This is a genomic window from Bradyrhizobium sp. ISRA436 (assembly GCF_029910015.1).
Classification (GTDB): domain Bacteria; phylum Pseudomonadota; class Alphaproteobacteria; order Rhizobiales; family Xanthobacteraceae; genus Bradyrhizobium.
This window is the reverse complement of sequence record NZ_CP094519.1, coordinates 4,626,921-4,644,841: the sequence shown is the minus strand read 5'-3', so window position 1 is coordinate 4,644,841 and position 17,921 is coordinate 4,626,921. Positions and strand designations below refer to the sequence as shown.

At 63.4% G+C, this 17,921-nt stretch carries 16 protein-coding genes and 1 pseudogene; 14 read left to right on the top strand and 3 right to left on the bottom strand.

Annotated elements, in window-relative coordinates; translation table 11 throughout:
- Positions 1 to 171: 171 nt before the first annotated feature.
- Positions 172 to 1,039: pseudogene (locus tag MTX23_RS36410) on the bottom strand (ABC transporter substrate-binding protein).
- 253 nt (positions 1,040 to 1,292) lie between these two features.
- On the opposite strand from MTX23_RS36410, the gene MTX23_RS21995 reads away from it, so the two are divergent.
- Entirely contained in the window at positions 1,293 to 1,538 is a 246-nt protein-coding gene (locus tag MTX23_RS21995; RefSeq protein ID WP_280972280.1) for a cupin domain-containing protein, read from the top strand.
- 3 nt (positions 1,539 to 1,541) lie between these two features.
- The gene (locus MTX23_RS21990; protein WP_280972279.1) at positions 1,542 to 1,979 is read left to right on the top strand and encodes a cupin domain-containing protein; all 438 of its coding nucleotides are present in this window, start codon (positions 1,542 to 1,544) and stop codon (positions 1,977 to 1,979) included.
- Between the two features lie 256 nt (positions 1,980 to 2,235).
- Here MTX23_RS21990 and MTX23_RS21985 read toward each other — a convergent pair whose 3' ends face one another.
- Together MTX23_RS21985 and gspD are read right to left on the bottom strand one after the other, a co-directional pair.
- Entirely contained in the window at positions 2,236 to 2,685 is a 450-nt protein-coding gene (locus MTX23_RS21985) for a tetratricopeptide repeat protein (protein ID WP_348637501.1), read from the bottom strand.
- An 85-nt stretch (positions 2,686 to 2,770) separates the two neighbouring features.
- On the bottom strand, positions 2,771 to 5,125 hold the full coding sequence (gspD, locus tag MTX23_RS21980; RefSeq protein ID WP_280972277.1) for a type II secretion system secretin GspD: 2,355 nt from the start codon (positions 5,123 to 5,125) through the stop codon (positions 2,771 to 2,773).
- 343 nt (positions 5,126 to 5,468) lie between these two features.
- Here gspD and MTX23_RS21975 point away from each other — a divergent pair, with 343 nt between their 5' ends.
- The 12 genes from MTX23_RS21975 (at position 5,469) to MTX23_RS21920 (ending at position 17,864) form a co-directional block, all read left to right on the top strand.
- The gene (locus tag MTX23_RS21975) at positions 5,469 to 7,148 is read left to right on the top strand and encodes a GspE/PulE family protein (protein WP_280972276.1); all 1,680 of its coding nucleotides are present in this window, start codon (positions 5,469 to 5,471) and stop codon (positions 7,146 to 7,148) included.
- A gap of 4 nt (positions 7,149 to 7,152) precedes the next feature.
- Entirely contained in the window at positions 7,153 to 8,364 is a 1,212-nt protein-coding gene (locus MTX23_RS21970; RefSeq protein WP_280978146.1) for a type II secretion system F family protein, read from the top strand.
- Between the two features lie 18 nt (positions 8,365 to 8,382).
- Complete coding sequence (gene gspG, locus MTX23_RS21965) at positions 8,383 to 8,889, top strand: type II secretion system major pseudopilin GspG (protein ID WP_280972275.1); 507 nt, start codon at positions 8,383 to 8,385, stop codon at positions 8,887 to 8,889.
- Positions 8,882 to 9,346, top strand: a complete 465-nt coding sequence (locus MTX23_RS21960; RefSeq protein ID WP_280972274.1) for a prepilin-type N-terminal cleavage/methylation domain-containing protein — start codon at positions 8,882 to 8,884, stop codon at positions 9,344 to 9,346. Before gspG ends, MTX23_RS21960 begins: the two co-directional genes overlap by 8 nt.
- Complete coding sequence (locus tag MTX23_RS21955) at positions 9,318 to 9,734, top strand: prepilin-type N-terminal cleavage/methylation domain-containing protein (RefSeq protein ID WP_280972273.1); 417 nt, start codon at positions 9,318 to 9,320, stop codon at positions 9,732 to 9,734. Before MTX23_RS21960 ends, MTX23_RS21955 begins: the two co-directional genes overlap by 29 nt.
- Complete coding sequence (locus MTX23_RS21950; protein ID WP_280972272.1) at positions 9,731 to 10,450, top strand: type II secretion system protein; 720 nt, start codon at positions 9,731 to 9,733, stop codon at positions 10,448 to 10,450. Before MTX23_RS21955 ends, MTX23_RS21950 begins: the two co-directional genes overlap by 4 nt.
- Positions 10,447 to 11,361, top strand: a complete 915-nt coding sequence (locus MTX23_RS21945) for a type II secretion system protein GspK (protein ID WP_280972271.1) — start codon at positions 10,447 to 10,449, stop codon at positions 11,359 to 11,361. The genes MTX23_RS21950 and MTX23_RS21945 overlap by 4 nt, the downstream gene beginning before the upstream one ends.
- Entirely contained in the window at positions 11,361 to 12,437 is a 1,077-nt protein-coding gene (locus tag MTX23_RS21940) for a PilN domain-containing protein (RefSeq protein ID WP_280972270.1), read from the top strand. Before MTX23_RS21945 ends, MTX23_RS21940 begins: the two co-directional genes overlap by 1 nt.
- A gap of 53 nt (positions 12,438 to 12,490) precedes the next feature.
- Positions 12,491 to 12,997: a type II secretion system protein GspM gene (gene gspM / locus MTX23_RS21935; RefSeq protein ID WP_348637591.1), complete on the top strand. Its 507-nt coding sequence runs from the start codon at positions 12,491 to 12,493 to the stop codon at positions 12,995 to 12,997.
- Positions 12,994 to 13,635, top strand: a complete 642-nt coding sequence (locus tag MTX23_RS21930; protein WP_280972268.1) for a hypothetical protein — start codon at positions 12,994 to 12,996, stop codon at positions 13,633 to 13,635. The genes gspM and MTX23_RS21930 overlap by 4 nt, the downstream gene beginning before the upstream one ends.
- A gap of 333 nt (positions 13,636 to 13,968) precedes the next feature.
- Positions 13,969 to 15,705, top strand: a complete 1,737-nt coding sequence (locus tag MTX23_RS21925; protein WP_280972267.1) for a multicopper oxidase domain-containing protein — start codon at positions 13,969 to 13,971, stop codon at positions 15,703 to 15,705.
- Positions 15,705 to 17,864, top strand: coding sequence for an alkaline phosphatase family protein (locus MTX23_RS21920; protein ID WP_280972266.1), 2,160 nt, complete (start codon positions 15,705 to 15,707; stop codon positions 17,862 to 17,864). Before MTX23_RS21925 ends, MTX23_RS21920 begins: the two co-directional genes overlap by 1 nt.
- The last annotated feature ends 57 nt before the right edge of the window (positions 17,865 to 17,921 follow it).

The following is a 17,921-nucleotide window of genomic DNA, read 5'->3' as shown; positions in this document are numbered from 1 at the left end:
CGGCTCTCGGCCCCTTCGATCCCCCGTCTTGTCGATCGGCCACCGGCTCCAGCTGACCGGTGCATTGCAGCAAATATCATCGTCTTGCAGATCAGCTCCTCCCACTAGGTTCCGAGACGATCGAGTCGAGGATTTTGGCGGACGGCGGCTCGTCGCCGTCCGCAGGCGTCATCACTGCGAGGCCAGCTCGCAACCGCCTTCGCTGAGTGGCGGAACGCTTGCGCTGCGGGAATCGTCGCGACGATGTCGAAGTAGTCCCACCGCCGGCTCGACGCCGCCGGCGTCTTGACGCGCGCCAGATACATGTCGTGCACGAACTGACCATCGGCGCGGAACCGTGCCGTGGGCGAATGCGTCCGCGACCGGCAGTTCGCGGATCTTGGCTGCAACGGCGAGGCCATCCTCCGAATTCGCCGCCTGGACCGCACGCAGGTAGTGACGCACGGCGGAATAGACGCCAGCCTGGGTCATGGTCGGCATCCGCCCATATTTCTCGAAGAACTTGTTGGCCCAAGCCCGCGACTCCGCGTCCCGGTCCCAGTAGAACGCGGTGACTAACTGCAGGTTCTGAGCGGAAGCCAGGCCCATCGCGTCGACGTCGGTGAGGAATACGGTCGGAGCTACCAAGGTTTGGCCGCGGTGATGCCGAACACGGCCGCTTGCTTCACCGAGTTGGTCATGTCGGGGCCGGCGTTGGCGGGCGCGATTACCTTGGTGCCGGAAGCCTGCGCTTGCAGCAGCACCGAACTGAAGTCCGCGGTGTTGAACGGTGGCGCACCTCGCCGGCAATCTTGCCGCCGCCGTTCTCGACCGCACGGCGCATATCGGCGGCGAAGGCGTGGCCGAACGAATAGTTCACCGTGATCAGGAACCATCTATCGAGCTTCTGCGCCGTGAGCGCCCGCGCGAGGCCGTAGCCGCTGGTGTAGCTTGTGTAGACCCACTGGAATGAGGTGCAGGTGCAGGCCTTGCCGGTGAAGTCCGAGGATGCTGACGCGTTCGAGCGCGGGCAGGTCTCGAGCTCCGTTGCGAATCTGATCCAGATTGCCTAGGCGCTCGACATTGGTGTCAGCGAGCTATTCGCCGCGCCGCAGGACCAGTCACGCAGCCATGTCACGGTGCATCGCCATGGCGACGACGGTGAGGACCAGAGCATCCCGAGCACCGGCTATCGCTGGCGGTTGTTCGCGGGCGGCATGCCGAACGATGATCGGGAGGTGTTTCACCTTTCGTTTCCGCGAAAGAACCGGATGGACCTGATAGTGTAGCATCCGGGGCAGGAATACTGCTACGTGATCAGCGGCCGCATCCGTTTCCACGTTGGCGCCGAGGTGTTCGATCTCGCGCCGGGCGAAGGTATCTTCCTCAATTCCGAGCTGCCGCACCGCGCCGACAACATCAGCGAGGATGAAGCGCGCATCCTGATGGTGGTCGCGAAGTCACCGCAGAAGGCGGAGCATTTCGACTGGTGGCGCGCGTGCCGAGCGCCGCCGCTCCACCGCGATCAACCAAGAGCACGCACGCCCCAAGGAGACTGATCCATGCAGACGGCAATCGGGACCGGCAGGCACCTGCCATATGAGGCGAAGCACATCGACGATGTGGAATGGGAGACCGTCCGCTGGCCCGGCGAGACCGGCAAGATGCTGTTCCATCCGCGGTCGGAGCGGCCGACCGAGCCGAATGCGGGTATCCTACGGCTGGAGCCCGGGGCGCATCATCCGATTCACAATCATGACTTCGCACAGGTCTGGTACATCCTCAGCGGCGAATTCAGGATCGACGACAAGCTCTACACGCCGGGCACGATGATCTTTCATCCGGACCCGCATTTCGAAGGCAAGTTCGAGACCGCGACCGGTGGCGAGATCGTGATTGTGCAGTATCCCGGTCCGACCACCGGCGGGCGGCCGATCTATGCGGGACGCTTCAACATGGAGCAGCGTCGCGACATCGCGGAGGAGCGAACCGATCTCTGATCGATCGGAAGCTGCGGACGGCGGGCCCACAAGCGGCGATGCGGGCCGCCGGCCTCCCTTGCGGGCAGGTGCCGACCGTCGAGGAGGCCATTCGACACCGGTGGCACGCGAGCGCCGCCTCGTGACCCGGATTCCGCACGATGCGGTCGGAGCTCGTTGTGCGGCCGCGTCAAGCGGCACCGTGTCGTACTGCCCTGAAGAATGCGGGCCCATTGAACACAGGTCTGCGCTTGGGCCAGACACTCGCAGTCTTGCCTCAAGGATAGGCCGGAGCGCCGGGCAGCCAGCTCAAGGCGAGGCGTTGGCCGACGATGATTTCATCGCGTGACATCTTTGAGGCGACTGCATTGCGAAGTCGCGTGTAAATTTCCCGCGCGTGCCCTTGTGACCGGGCCACCGCCAGGTCGAGCCATTTATACGCCTGGATGAAATCCTGATGAGCGCCGTGGCCTTTGTCATACATCAATCCGAGCATGGCTTGCGCGAATGGATCGCCCCGAGTGGCGCCCTGGCAATAGAGATCGAACGCAGCGTCATAGGCCTGCGGGACGCCAAAGCCGTGCTCATACATGAAGCCGAGCAGGCCGAGCGCTCTTGGATTGCCCCGCGCGGCCAGGGGCGACAATTCGCGTACGGCACGGAGATGGTTGCCATGGTCGAGCGCCGCCGCGCCGCGGCTGAGCGAGTCCGCACGAGCGGCGGGCAAGGCCGCGCCAACAGCGAGTGCTATCCCCAGTGCCGCCGGCAGACGGCGCCGTACGGCACGTCGGAGTGGAGCGGCACTGCCGGCCTCAATGGTAGCTGGTGGTGATCGGAGCATTGGTGGTCGTCGTGGCGATGGTTCCGCGCAATTTGGATCGAAGCTCTTCGGCGACGACATGCGCGTCCGAGCCGTCGCGGATGATCTGCGGCCGGATGAAAATGATCAGCTCGGTCCGCTGGGTGCTGTTGGACTGGTGGCCGAACGCGTCGCCAAGGCCGGGAATCTGGTCGAGCACAGGAATCGCATTCCGCGCGCCGTTCTGCTGCTCGCTAATCAGGCCTGCGAGCAGCACTGTCTGACCGTTCGCCACTGAGATCTGGCTCTTGACCCGGCGTTCCGAGATGGTTGGCGTCAGGTTTGGGGTGCTGGCTGTTCCCGTGTTCGGCACGTTGCTGATCTCCTGCTCGATGTCGAGCCGGACCGTGCCATTGACGCTGACGCGGGGTGATACACGCAGGATGATGCCGGTGTTGCGATAGTCGATGGTGTTGACCACGGTGTTGCTTGTTGTCAGCACGGTGGCGCTACCGGTCGAGACCGGCACGACGTCGCCCACTTGCAGGGTCGCGACCTGGTTGTTGACCACGACCAGGGAGGGGTTGGACAGCACCTTCACATTGGTGACAGCATGCAGCGCATCAAGAATCAGGCTGGGCTGCGTCGCCGAACCGACCAGGAAATTGAAGCCCGGAAAGGCCTGGTTGATGAAGGCGTTGGTCAATGAACCCGTCACGGAGGCTACGCCGGTACTGGAATCGACGGTGGTTGCCGGCGCCTGTGCCGCCTGGGTGTTGAGGATCGATCCCGAGTTCGGGCGCAACCCGAGATTCTGCCCAGTGATATAGGCCTGCACACCGTAGGAAAGGGTGTTGTTGAGCGTCACTTCGGCGATCGTCGCATCGATCGCGACTTGGACCTGCGGCTGGTCAATCTGCAGCAAGGTCGACTCGATGATCCGATAGTTCGCCTGATCGGCGTAAATCAGGAGCGAATTGTTGGTGGCGTCTGGAGTGATCCTGACGTCCGGCAGCATTGGCTGGCCATTGCCCGACGACGTCGCACCGCGGCCGCTGTCGAGTGTACCGCCGTTGTTGCCGCCGGAATTTGTGCCCTGCGTGCCGAGGCCAGGCGTGCTGCTGCCGTTCCCGGTGCCGCCGCGGGCGGCGAAACTGTTGGCAGTGGCAGGATTGTTGGCATTGAGCGACAGGCGGTCGGCGCTCGATGTCGCCGACGTGCCCGAGCCCGGCGCGACCTGATTATCGGCACTGTCGAGCAGGCTGGAGGCGCCTGAGCCGCCGAGAAACATGTCGGTCAAGACACGCGCGATCTGGCGCGCTTCGCCATATTTCACGTGATAGACATGGACGGTGGTGCGCGCTGTGTCGGCGTGATCAAGCCGCTTGATCCAGGTCGCCGCGGTGCGCAGCATTTCCGGGCGCTTGCTCACCACCATGACGGCATTCAGCCGGGCGATCGGTTCGAACTTGACGACGTTTTGGCTGAGGCCGTTCTCGCCGGAATCGACGATCTTCTCCAGCTCGGCGATGATTGGTGCCGGCGGACCGCTCGAGATCGGGAAAATGCCGACCGACTGACCACGCATCCAGTCGACGTCGAAGCTCATTGCCGTGTCGACCGCGGTGCGCCGCTCGGCGCCGGTGCCCTGGATCAGGAGCAGGTTGCGCGTGGTGTCGGCACGCACGGTACCAGCGCGGGTGGCGAAACTGTCCATCAGTTTCAACAGCGTCTGCGCCGATACATATTGTAATGGCACCACCGACACGCCAAAACCCGGCTCGGGATGGGCGGCGGCAGCATCAACCCGACCAGCACCGACCGCATCGCCCAGCGGGGTCAGGCGATAGCCGGAGGCATCGTGAAGCAGCACCACGCCGCTCAACCGCAATGCATCTTCCAGCACGAATATGATGTCCGACTTCGGCACCGGCCTGACCGAGACCAGGCTCACCGTGCCCTGTACCCGTGGATCGATGGTGTAGCCGACCTGGAGGATGTCGCCGAGCACGACTTTGGCAACGGTTGCGACCGGCGTGTTCTCGAAATTCAAATCGAAGCCGTTGCCGCTCGAGGTCAGTTGCGGACGCTCGTCGGAAACGGACGTTATCGCTGCGCCTTCGTAGATCGCGGGGGAGCCGGCACGGTTGCTGCCGGCCGTGGCGCCCGCGGTGCCTACCGGTTGAGACTGACGCGGCAACAGGTCGATCGAACGTATCTTGTCCGTGATATCGAGTTGGGAGCCGTCGACGCTCGAGCCGACAGTTGCGGAATTGCAGGACTCCAGTAAGGGCAGCGATGACAGAAGGAGGACGACCGCAATGCCACGACGGATAGCTGGATGACGGCTAAGCTTGGTGACACGCATCATAAGACTTCGCCGTTCCGACTACCGGTGTTTGTGGATCGTTTGTGACGATCCGATTGTGTCACCTATCCGGGATTGAATTCTTAGCGATCGAACATGACAGAAATAAATTGGTCGCCAGATTGATCGGCGGTTTGTCGTCGCATGTTGATTTCAGATTATATCGGCGTTCGCCGGTGAATATCGATAGTTGAGCGCGTTTTGAGCCGCGGCCTCGCGCGGGGCTTCGTACAGCTGTCATACTTCGGGTCAATAACATCGCGACTGCTGGCAACCGCACGCATCGGCTTCGACGGTCCGTGACGCGGCCGCCCGCTCAAAGCTTGCGCCACCGGAGCGACGCATGGCCGGCGACTTATCCTCGGAGTTCGCGGAACATCTCCGTCAAGCCAAGCATTTGACGGTGGCCGATGGCCGAGATGATGCCGCAGGCCAGCTGGGTGTCGATCGGCGGCAAGCCAAGCTATGGGAACTCGTGGACCTGCCGGCGGGCGAGTTCGCCGAGGAGGCAGCACGCTTTCATGGCCTCGAGCGGGTGACGTTGCAGGACATGATGTCGGCGGCACCGCTGGCATCGTCGTTCTCGCCTCGCTTCCTCAGGGAGACCGTTGTCTTTCCCTATCGCTCGCCGGACGGCAAAGCCGTGCTCGCCGTCGTCGATCCGACTGATCAATCCGCGCAGCGTGCAGCGCAGATCGTGCTCGGTACGGGCGTCGTCATCAAGGTCGCAACCTCGGAGGACCTTGCGGTGGTCCTCGACCAGCGTCTGGAACAGCACGAGACCGAGACCAACGATGCCTTGCCGGCGCAGCTCCGCGAGGACGACATCGAGAGCCTGCGCGATCTTGCAAGCGGCGCGCCGGTGGTGCGGGCCGTCAACGATCTGCTTGAAAAGGCTGTTGAATTGCGCGCCAGCGATATTCACATCGAGCCCTTTCAGAGCGGCCTCGTGGTGCGCATGCGCATCGATGGCCTGCTGCGGCCGGTCTCCGCACCGGCCAACGTGCTGCCACAGGCGGTGATGTCACGCATCAAAATCGTGGCCAATCTCAACATCGCTGAGCGTCGTCTGCCGCAGGATGGCGCCGCGCGCTTGAGGGCCGGCCGCGCCGACATCGATATCCGTGTCGCTATCATGCCGATGCAGCACGGTGAATCGGCGGTCATCCGCATCCTGCCCAAGGATCGGGGGCTGCTTGTTGTTGAAAAGCTGGGATTTTCTCCACCCGACGAAGCCAGGCTGAGACGTCTGCTGAAACTGCCGCATGGCATGATTGTCGTCACCGGCCCGACCGGCAGCGGCAAGACCACGACGCTCGCCACCGTGCTGTCGATCCTCAATGAACCGATCCGCAAGATCCTGACCATCGAAGATCCGGTAGAATACGAGATTCCCGGCATCAACCAGGCGCAGGTCAAGCCGGCGATCGGCCTGACATTTGCGGCGGCGCTGCGCTCGTTCGTTCGCCAGGATCCGGACGTGATCATGGTCGGCGAAATCCGCGATTCCGAGACTGCGCATGTGGCGGTCCATGCCGCGCTGACCGGGCATCTGGTGCTCACCACGCTGCATACCGAAACCGCCGCAGCAGCGGTGCCGCGTCTGCTTGATCTCGGCGTCGAGGGATATCTCTTGCGTTCGGTCCTGCGCGCGGTGATCGCGCAGCGGCTGGTCCGCCAATTGTGCGAGCGGTGCAAGGCGCCGCGCGTGCTTGCCGATGCTGATCTTGCCGAAGACGCCCGGCTGGGTGCATTCGGTTTTCATTGCGGCGACGTGATCCACGACCCCGTCGGTTGCGAACGTTGCGGCGGTACCGGCTATCGCGGCCGCCTCGGCGTCTTCGAGGTGCTGGAGCTCACCAGCGAGCTTAGCGAGCTGATCGGCGACAAGATGGACGGGCTGAAGATCGACGAGATGGCGATCCGCGGTGGCATGACGACGATGCTCGACGACGGCGTCGTCAAGTGTCGTGCGGGCCTGACATCGCCTGCCGAAATCCTCCGTGTCACAACCCTGCGGTGATGCCGTGCCGAACTTCCGCTACCGGGCGCTGACACAGAATGGCGAGATCGTGAACGGCACGATCTCGGCGCCGACCTTGGCCGAAGTTGCGCGCCGTATCGAATATCTGCGGTTGCTTCCGATCGAGACGATCGAAGACAAGCGGTCGCCCTCGGGCGCCACTGCCTACGGCCTGTTCGGCCGGCCGAGCGCCGCCGAGATCACCACGTTCACGCGGGATCTTGCGCTGTTGTTGAAGGCGGGCGCAAGGCTCGACGATGCGCTTGAGCTCCTGGCCGGCGATGCCGATGTCGGGCGGTTGCGTCCCGTGGTCGCCAAGCTTCGCGCCTCGCTGCTCACAGGCGAAAGCCTTGCCGACGCCATCGCCGGTCATCCCGCGCTGTTCTCGCCAATGTACGCCGCGCTGGTCCGCGTGGGTGAGGTGTCGGGCACCCTGGACCAGGTGCTGGAAATGCTCGGCGCGGAGCGCGCGCGATCGGAGCAGATGCGGCGAAAGCTGACCGATGCGATGCAATACCCGGCCTTCGTGCTGGTCGCGTCCGCTTGCGTCATGCTGTTCTTCATTCTGTTCGTGCTGCCGCAGTTCTCGTCGGTGTTGCAGGATTTCGGCAGCAAGTCGGATACGACACTGGGCGCCTTCATCAAGCTATCGGAGTTTCTGCGGGCCAACGCGACCCCGGCGATGCTGATTTCCGCAGCGACCATCGCGGGCGGCTGGGCGTTGTTGCACCGGCCCGGCACGCGTGCAGCGCTCATGAGCGGATTGTCGCGCCTGCCTGGGGTCAGCGGCATCTTCCAGTTCTATCGCAGCAGCCTGTTCTGCCGGAATCTCGGCGTGCTGCTCGGCAGCGGCGTCAACCTCACGTCGACCTTGCGCATTCTCGTCGACATCATGGCAGTGACCGGGAACGAGCAAAGCTGGAGTGTGGCGGCGGATCGCGTGCGTCATGGCGGCAAATTGTCGGACGCGCTTGCGGTCGCCAACAGCCTGCCGCCGATGGCCGTGCGGATGCTGCGGCTGGGCGAGGAGACCGGCCAGTTGCCGACGCTCGCCGGCCGTGTCGCTGAATTCTACGAAGCCAAGCTGCAACGCAGCCTCGACCGCATTGTCGGCATCGTCGGGCCGCTTGCCATCATCTCCATCAGCACGGTCGTCGGAGGCCTGATCGTGTCGGTCATGACAGCGTTGCTGTCGGTTACGCAATTGGTCAACTAGACCAGAGGTTGGTGCAACATGATCTCATTCAAATACATCCGCGAGCATCTCATCGGCGGCACGGCCCACCAGCGCGCCAGGTGTGGCCGCTCACATGGCAGCGAGGCCGGCTTCACCCTGGTCGAAATGCTGGTCGTGATCGCGATCATCGGTCTCATCATGGGCTTGATCGGACCGCGCGTGCTCAACTATCTCAGCGAATCCAAGGTCAAGGCCGCAAGGATCCAGCTGCAGAGCTTTGCGAGCGCCCTCGACCTCTACTATCTCGATGCCGGCCGATATCCCTCGAGCGCGGAGGGATTGGGGGCGCTGGTGCGGTCGACCCCGGGCGTCTCGGCCTGGAATGGGCCCTATCTCAAGGGCGGCAACGTTCCCAACGATCCATGGAACCATGCCTATATCTACCGCTCGCCCGGCGAGCACGGCCCCTATGACATTCTCTCCTACGGATCCGACGGTCAGGAAGGGGGCAGCGGCACCGCCGCCGATATCTCGCTGGAAAAGCTGACCGCAAAGAATGAATAGACCGGCGGAACAAGGCTTCACCTTGCTCGAGATGGTCTGCGTGCTCGCGATCATCGCGCTGCTCTCGGCTGTCCTGCTGCCGTTCGTTCCGCGCGAGACCTCGCGCTCGCGTCTGCAGGCCTATGCCTTGCAGGCAGCGACGCTCTTGAAGTCGGACCGGGATGCCGCGATCCGCCGCCAGGTCAGCGTCGCGACGCTTGTCGATGCCGAGGGGCGCATGATCCAGTCCGGCGCGTCGCAACTCGCGATCCGGATTCCCGAGGACGTACGCTTCGATGCGGTGCTGCCCGAGACGTGCCAGCGGCAGGCCGCGTTGTCGACCATTCGCTTTCTGGCCAACGGCACATCGTGCGGTGGCACCATCGCCTTGACGCGGTTCAATGCAGGCTATGAAGTCCGCGTCAACTGGCTGACCGGGAGGGTCGAGATTGTCCCCCGCCACGCCGCCATCAATTGAACGCCGCGACGCCGGCTTCACGATCATCGAGGTGCTGGTCGCGCTGGCGGTGGTCGCCGTCGTGATCGTGGCCATCGGCTCGGTCATGGCCACCAATGTACGCGGGGTGCGTTCGTTTGAACGACATGTGGCGCTGATGCAAGCCACGCGCACGGCTATGGTCGCCGCAATTCCACCGCGTGATCAACTCCGACAGGGAACATCGTCCGGGCAGGCCGACGGCTACGCTTGGACGGTCGACGTTACCCCGCTCGGGGGCAACTGGACCGTTCCGGATTCCGACGCGGCCTGGGTGCCTGAGCTCGTCAGGGTGCGCGTGAGGTCGCCCGGCGGGGCTACGTCGGATATTCGCACGGTACGCTTGATGAAAAGGGCGGCGTCCCAATGATGGCGGCCTGGCGCGAGCGTGAAGCTGGATTCACGTTGATTGAGGCCATTGTGGCGCTCGCCTTGATGGGCCTTGTGCTGTCGGCACTTGCCAGCATCACCGCACAATGGCTGCCGAACTGGAACCGGGGGATTGACCGGATCCAGCGCGATGAAGCGATTGGCGCGGCGTTGCAACGCATCGCGGCCGACCTGGCTGCGGCCGAATACGTTCCAGCCAACCGCGAATCCCGCCGTCCATTGTTCGATGGCTCGGAGCTCTCGATCACCTTCGTGCGCACGGCGATTGGTCCCAATGCCGGGCCGGGGCTCGACGTCGTGCATCTCGGCGAGAGCTCCGATGGTCGAGAGTTCGTCACGGTGCGCTCGCGGACGCGGTTTGCGCCGTTGCCGACCGGTTCGTCGCTGACCGAGCAGTTGCGCTTCCGCGATCCCGTGGTGTTGCTGCGCGCGTCGTTTCGGTTGTCCTTTGCCTATGCGGGGCCGGACCGGGTCTGGAAAAGCACATGGCGCGAGGCGGAGCAGTTGCCCGTCATGATCAAATTGATTATCCGAGACGCCGCCAGCCAGCGCGTGCTCTCGGTCTCGACGATTGCCCCGGTCCATACCCAGGTGCCGAGCGATTGCGCGCGGCCGGACGGCAACTGCACCGACAAGCCGAATAACCCTGGCAGCAGCGGGCCGGCCAACGTCGCCGGGCAGGGAGGTCGGTTATGAGCGGTGCGCGGTGCTCTCCCGATCACCCCCAACGCGGCTTCGTGATCGTCGTGGTGCTCTGGATGCTCCTGGCACTGTCGTCGCTGGCGATGATCTTTGCGCTCTATCTGTCGGCGTCGGCTCGCGCGATGGCGCTCGGTGATACCGCCCTGCAGAACGAGGCGCTGGTATCGGCCGGCATCGAGCTCACGGCCTATCAGCTGATCCTCGCGGGCGACGATGCAAGGCCGGCGCGGGGTTCGTTCCATTTCCGAATGGACGACGCCAATGTCGGCGTCACCTTCACTTCGGAAGCTGCTCGGATCGACCTCAATCTCGCGTCGAAAGAGGTACTGGCCGCGTTCCTTGCTGGACTCGGTGCCAGCAAGGACGCGGCCAATGAGGACGCTGAGCGTATTGTGGGCTGGCGCACCCCGCCGACGCCGGGTAGCACGAATGACGAGGCGGCGCGCTACGCGGCTCTGGGTTACTCGCCACGGCAGTCGTTGTTCACGCATGTCAATGAGCTTGCGCTGGTCGCCGGACTTCCGCTGGCACTCGTCGATCGCGCCCTGCCGTTTGTGACCATCTTCAACGGGTCGGCCGACGTCGATGCGACGATCGCGGCGCCCGAGGTGGTCGCGGCCTTCGCAAAACGCTCCAATGCAAACACGGATCCATTCGGCAGTGCGATGGGGCCTTCGAACGATCCGCTCGCCGGTGCCGACCCGTCCGCTCCGACGAAGAGCAACCTGCCGAGAGCAAAGAGCCCGTGCTACCGCGTCGAAACAACGGTCGGCTTCGCCAACGGCCGGCGCGCCACGTCAGAGGTTGTGATCGCTCTCGGCGACAAGCGCGAGCCCTATCGCGTTCTGTCGTGGCAGGACGATGTCGTCCCTACTCACACACCACTCGAGCGCCGGGGGTCCTGATGGCGCTGATGTGGGACGTGAAGCTATTCCTGACCGAATGGATCGATGCAGTGGGCCGCGCGATCGACGCGATAGCGGGCCGCTTCATGCGCGCGCAGCGCATCCAGCTTGCCGAAGGACACGACGGCGCGTTCACCGCAACCGCGATCAACGCGAAGAGCGGAGCCGATCTGCCTGATCTGTCCTTCCGTTTCGATACCGACACGGCGCGCCCGCCGCTGCCGGACGTGTGGAAGACGGCGTTCCGGGCGAGCCGCATCGAGGCGCTGTTGCGGTCGGATCACATCATGACGCATCAGCTCGATTTCCCGAGCAAGGCGGCCGATTTCCTCGATGGGATGATCAGGGCTCAGGTCGATCGCCTGACGCCGTGGTCCGTAAGTGACGCAGTGTTCGGCTGGGGGGCACCCACGCTCGCTGCGAACGACCGGATCGAGGTGAGCTTCGCGGCGACGTCGAGAGAGAAGGTCGCGCCGGTGTTGCAGTTCGCCGAGACCGTCGACGCTGCGTCGGTTGCGATCTTGGTGCCGGCGCTGGGCGATACGTCCACGCCGATCAAGTTGATGGACCGGCCGCTGCGCAGCGTGATTGGCGCCGCGGTCAACGTGCCCCGTCTGCTCCGCGTCCTCTTGCTATCGACCGCGCTCGCTGCGGCCGCGTCGCTCCTGATCAATGCCTATCTCGGTGGCTCGCTGCAATCGGAGCTGGGCGACCTGCAGCAGCGCATCGCCCAGCGCCGCGCGGCCTTGCGTCTTGGCGCGAACGGCTCCGCGTCAGGGCTGGGCCTGCTCGCCAAACGCAAGCAGAGCACGCCGTCGAGCGTCATGGTGCTCGAGGCGATCTCGCGGGCGTTGCCAGATTCCACCTATGTGACTGAACTGCGGATCGAGGGAGACAAGATCCAGATCGTCGGGATGACGCAGGATGCCCCCTCGCTGATCCGCTTGATCGAGCAGTCCTCCCCACAGTTCACCCGCGCCACCTTCTTTGCACCCACCACGCACGCGGCAAATGAACCCGGCGAGCGCTTCCACATTGAAGCTCATATCACTGCCTATTTCGGATCCGGCTCGTGAATATCCTGTCCACACCCGTAAAGCTGGTCACCTCCTCGCCGCTCTTGGCGGCGGTGGCCTATGTCGGCCTGATCATCGTGCTGCTCTTCACCGTGGTGATGTCGATATCCGATCTGATCGATCAGCGCGGCGAGGTCGCCGCCGCCGCGACCATGCTGGAGCAGCTCGGGGGGCACCGTGCGGCGGCCAAACCGAATGCGACTGGAGAGGGCACGATGCCGGCAGGTTCGCCGTACCTCGAGGGCGCCACCGTCACGATCGCGGGCGCCACGCTGTTGCAGCGGGTGGCCAACGCAGTGACGAAATTCGGCGGCAACGTACTGTCCACGCAGCTTGACGTGCAGAGCTCATCGAGCAAGCCAGGGTTCCTCAGCATGATCGCGAGCTGCGAGATCGAGCAGCCTCAGCTGCAAGAACTGCTTTACGATATCGAGGCGGGGATGCCGTTCTTGTTTGTCGACCAGTTGGTGGTTCAAACCCCGACAACATCGTCCGGCTCGCAGCCCGGCAAGTTGCGGGTTCTGCTGGGGGTGTCCGGGCAATGGCGAGGCGCCAAATGAGCCGCAGCCTTACGATTGTAACCATAGCGGTTGGGCTGTCGCTCCATGCTGCCGGGGCGGCGACGGTCGCAATCACGACCGACGATCTCGACGCCGGCATTGCCGAGGAGACGCGGCTGGGGGGAACGGCCGCGCCGCGATCGAGCGAACCGGTGACTTCCGTTCGTGTTGTTGCCCCGCCGCCGGCGCCGGAGCAGCTGCTGAGCGCCAACCCGCTATGGGCGATTCCGCTCGCTCGATTGTCGGGGACGCGCGATCGTCCGATCTTCTCGCCGTCACGGCGGCCGCCGCCGGTGGTCGCCTCGGAGCCGGCGGCGGCGCCGCCACCCCCGCCGCCGCGGAAAAAGGAAATCCGCCCGCCACCATTGTCGCTGGTTGGAACCATAGCGAGCGACGACGAGAGCTTTGGCATCTTTCTCGATCAGTCGACAAAGCAGGCGCTGCGCTTGAAGCTCGGTGAAAACTATCAGGGCTGGAAACTGCGCGCGATCCAGAGCCGCGAGGTCACGATGGAAATGGATCAGCAGACGGCGATACTGACGTTGCCGCCACCCGGCGAACACGCGAATGTGCCAGTGCTGGTGACACCCGTCAGCGCCGACGGCTCGACGCCGCAGGCTGAACTGAGGCGGCGATGAAACGTCAATTTGCTGCACGGTTACGCATCGCCGTGCGTCCGGGAGAGACGTGTCTCGTCAGCGCTCTGAAAGCGGTTCCGCGCTGAAATGCCGCAATCCACTGTCATTTGGCTGTTAGAAACCTGCCAGATTCCCGCAACAACGCGCATGTAGCGTTGCGAGGTCAAACAGAACACTCGTTGGCGACTGCGGTCGCGAGGCTGGCTGGCGCCATGCGTGGCGTCAGCGCGCTTTTGCACGGCTGCAACACATGGGCAGGACGGCGTGCTTCGACGATACTCGACCATTTCTTGCGTCATCGTCGCGGCCGGCGTCGGGCTCGCAGCGAGTGGCATGACTGCCTGGCTGAGTGCGGCGGATCTGCCGGACGCGCCGCGAACGCAGAAGGATGTTTGCGCCCGACCCGAGCCGGGAAGCGCAATCGCCGAACCGGTGGAGCTGCGTAGTCGCGACGGAATCCTCGAGGTCGATCTCAGCGTCCATGACGAGAGGCTGCCGGACGGGACGAGCCGCTACTGCTACCTGACGTCCGACGGGAAGCCGTCGCCGACCTTACGCGTGAAGCCGGGCGATCGGCTGGTCATCCATTTCAAGAACGACCTTGTTGACCTTCCTGCCGCGATGCCCGCGATTGATCGGGCACTCGCCGGTGCGCCGATTTGCACGGCTAAGAAGGAGGCGGATCCCTGCAAGAGCGGCGCAATGACGCCGGTGTCCACCAATCTGCACTTCCACGGACTGACGGTGCCGCCGGTGTGCCACCAGGATGATGTGCTGAAGACGTCGATCCAGCCCGACGACAAGCCGTTCGAGTATCGCCTGCGCATCCCTGACGATGCGCCGCCCGGGCTCTATTGGTATCACCCGCATCTTCACGGCTTCAGCAAGACGCAGGTGCTCGGCGGCGCCTCTGGTGCCTTGATTATCGAAGGCATCGAGCGCGTCGACCCGTCGCTCACCGGACTGCCCGAGCGCGTGCTCGTGATCCGCGACCAGGATCTCGTCAATCCCGGCGCGCCGCCGTCGAAGTCCGAGCCGGTGATGTCGAAAAGCCAGCTTGATAATGACGGTGACGTCGCCAACTCCGGCACCGGCAAGCCATCGAAGGACCTGTCCGTCAATTTCGTGCCGGTGCCATATCCGAACTACCCGCCGGCGACGCTGTCGATGAAGCCGGGAGAGCGGCAGCTGTGGCGCGTGCTGAATGCGTCCGCGATCACGTATCTCAACCTTGCTTTGCTGGTCGGCCGCGCGCCGCAGCAGCTCGGCGTGGTCGGTATCGACGGAGTCCCGCTGCGCTTCCAGGGCAGTCCGTCGTCGGCGGTGCAACGGGTCAATCATATCGGCCTGCCGCCAGGCTCTCGCGCCGAGTTCATCGTCGAAGGTCCGCCGGCGGGAGCGTCCGCATTGCTAGTGACGCGTGCCGTCGATACCGGGCCCGCCGGAGAGAACGACCCGAACCGCGCGCTGATGGCGATCACGAGCACGACAGAGGCCAGTGAGCCGCGAGCAACGCTGCCGATCGCTGCGGAGCCGTTGCCGCCGCCCGATCGGCCGTGGGTTGGCGATGTTGCACCGGTACGCGTCAGGAAACTGTTTTTCTCCGAGCGACCCGAGAACCCGAACGATCCCAACAGTCCCACGCAATTCTTTCTGACCATCGACGGAAACACGCCGAAGCCGTTCGATCCGCAGTCCGACGTCCCCGACATCGTGGTGAGGCAGGGCGATGTCGAGGACTGGATCATCGAGAACCGCTCGATGGAGCTGCATGATTTCCACATCCACCAGCTTCACTTCCAGTTGCTCGACTGGTCCGGGATCGCGGTCAACGAGCCGTTCCTGCGCGATACGGTCAACGTTCCCTATTACAACGGCCGGATGCTGAAATATCCCAGCGTGCGACTGCGCATGGATTTTCGTGATCCCAGCATCGTCGGCACCTTCGTCTATCACTGCCACGTCCTCGAGCATGAAGACGGCGGCATGATGGGACGTATCAAGGTCGTGCCGAGTAACACCGCGACCTCAACTACGCCGTCCAACCCACAGAACAGAGGAGAGCTTTGATGCGCGACAAGCACAAGTCACGTTGGCTGCAGGGGTGCCGCCTTACTCTCAGCGCGCTGGCGCTGGGTCAGTTCACCGCGAGCCCAGTGCTTGCCGACGAGTGGGGACACCACGGTGGCCACGAGACGAGGACGCCGATCAAGCATGTGATCGTCATCATCGGCGAGAACCGCAGCTTCGATCACGTGTTCGCCACCTACGTGCCCAACCAGCCCGGCGAGAGCGTGATGAACCTGCTGTCGCAGGGTATCGTCAAGCTCGACCAGGACAAGAACGCCGTCCCCGGACCCAACTTCGAAAAGGCACATCAGCTCTCTGCCACGGACACCGGCTTGAACGATGCGTTCCTGCTGAGGCCCCCGAAGCAGACGTTCGCCAAGGATCAATTGCCGGCTCCGCTGGTGGGCGGTCCCAAGGACTCCTACATCCCTAACCAATGCGGAAGCTCACCGATCACGACCTGCGAGGCGTCTCTGGCGCTGGCTCAACAATCCGAGTCCGGCCTGCCGTCCGAATATTACCAGTATCTCTTGACCGGCGGTACCGGGCAGACGTCGAAGACCCCCGACCAGCGCATCACGAATGTCAATGCATTGCCGGCCGGCCCGTTCCAACTCACCAACAGTGATGCCATGCCCTATGACGCCTATGCGGCAAGCCCGGTGCATCGCTTCTATCAGATGTGGCAGCAGCTCAACTGCAACACTTCCGCCGCCAGCCGCGACAATCCGTCGGGCTGCAACGGCAATCTGTTCGCCTGGGTCGAGGTAACCGTTGGCGCCGGCTCCAACGGAGCGCAGCAGCCTGCGAATTTCTCCACGGAATATTCACCGACCGCGACGACCACGGGCGAGGGGTCGACCGCCCTCGGCTTCTACAACGTGCAGAAGGGCGACGTGCCTTACTTCACGAGTCTCGTGCAGAAGTACGCGATGAGCGACAATTTCCACCAATCCGTCAACGGCGGCACCGGCGCTAACCACATCATGTTCGGCCACGCCGACATGATCTATTTCAGCGACAACTATGGCAATCCGGTCGCGCCGCCCGATGGCACGCAGGTTTTCGGCGGCACCCCCGACGCCGGTACTGTCCATGAAATCGAGAATCCGAACCCGGCGATGGGCACCAACAATTGGTACATCGAGGATGGCTACGGCGCCGGCGGCAATGGCGGTTACCCGCCGCCTTATTCGACCAATCCGGTCTCTGGCGGTGGCTCCTACAGCAACTGCTCGGATCCTGGCCAGCCCGGCGTCAAGCCGATCCTCGATTATCTGAAATCGATCCGGATCAATGCGAATTGCGAGCCGAGCCACTACTATCTCTTGAACAACTACAATCCCGGATATTTCGGCAATGGCAAGAATGCCTATACCGATACGAACCCGTCCAACACGCCGTTTACGATCCCGCCGTCGACGAGAAAGAGCATCGGCGACAGCCTGAACGAGAAGAACATCTCCTGGAAGTACTACGGCGACCAGTGGAACAACTACGTCAACGATCCGTACCAGCTCAACTGGGGTGTAGCCGGACCCACTGCCGACGAGTACTGCAACATCTGCAATCCGTTCCAGTACGACACGTCGATCATGTCGCATCCGGACCAGGTTGCCGCTCATATCCAGGATTCGGTCAATCTGTACTCGGACATCTCCAAGCACACTCTGCCGGCGGTTTCGATCGTGAAACCGAGCGGCTATACCGACGGTCATCCGGCGTCCTCCAAGCTCAATCTGTTCGAGGGCTTCGTGAAGAAGATCGTCGATCAGGTTGAGGCCTCGGATTACGCCGACGATACCGCGATCTTCATCACCTTCGACGAAGGCGGCGGTTACTTCGACTCTGGTTATGTGCAGCCGCTGGATTACTTCGGTGACGGCACCCGCATCCCGTTGATCGTGGTCTCGCCGTTCGTGAAGCAGGGGCACATCTCGCATGAATATGCCGATCATGTCTCGATCATCAAATTCATCGAGCGGAACTGGGATTTGCGTCCGATCACGCAGCGCAGCCGTGACAACTTCCCGAATCCGGTTGCCGCGCCGAACAATCCTTACGTTCCGGTGAACAGCCCGGCGCTCAGCGACCTGTTCGACCTCTTCGACTTCCACGACGGTGGCCACGGCGGCCAGGGCGGAGGCTGGGATCACTGACATCAGCCAACTGATGAGATAAGGAACCCGCCGGCGAACCAGCCAGCGGGTTCTTTC

Excerpts from the sequence above, each read along its gene's own strand:
- MTX23_RS21990 (WP_280972279.1), top strand. The coding sequence starts at position 1,542 with ATGCAGACGGCAATCGGGACCGGCAGGCACCTGCCATATGAGGCGAAG.
- gspG (WP_280972275.1), top strand. The coding sequence starts at position 8,383 with ATGATCTCATTCAAATACATCCGCGAGCATCTCATCGGCGGCACGGCC.
- gspD (WP_280972277.1), bottom strand. The coding sequence starts at position 5,125 with ATGCGTGTCACCAAGCTTAGCCGTCATCCAGCTATCCGTCGTGGCATT.
- MTX23_RS21950 (WP_280972272.1), top strand. The coding sequence starts at position 9,731 with ATGATGGCGGCCTGGCGCGAGCGTGAAGCTGGATTCACGTTGATTGAG.
- MTX23_RS21920 (WP_280972266.1), top strand. The coding sequence starts at position 15,705 with ATGCGCGACAAGCACAAGTCACGTTGGCTGCAGGGGTGCCGCCTTACT.
- MTX23_RS21925 (WP_280972267.1), top strand. The coding sequence starts at position 13,969 with ATGACTGCCTGGCTGAGTGCGGCGGATCTGCCGGACGCGCCGCGAACG.
- MTX23_RS21960 (WP_280972274.1), top strand. The coding sequence starts at position 8,882 with ATGAATAGACCGGCGGAACAAGGCTTCACCTTGCTCGAGATGGTCTGC.
- MTX23_RS21945 (WP_280972271.1), top strand. The coding sequence starts at position 10,447 with ATGAGCGGTGCGCGGTGCTCTCCCGATCACCCCCAACGCGGCTTCGTG.
- MTX23_RS21930 (WP_280972268.1), top strand. The coding sequence starts at position 12,994 with ATGAGCCGCAGCCTTACGATTGTAACCATAGCGGTTGGGCTGTCGCTC.
- MTX23_RS21975 (WP_280972276.1), top strand. The coding sequence starts at position 5,469 with ATGGCCGGCGACTTATCCTCGGAGTTCGCGGAACATCTCCGTCAAGCC.
- MTX23_RS21940 (WP_280972270.1), top strand. The coding sequence starts at position 11,361 with ATGGCGCTGATGTGGGACGTGAAGCTATTCCTGACCGAATGGATCGAT.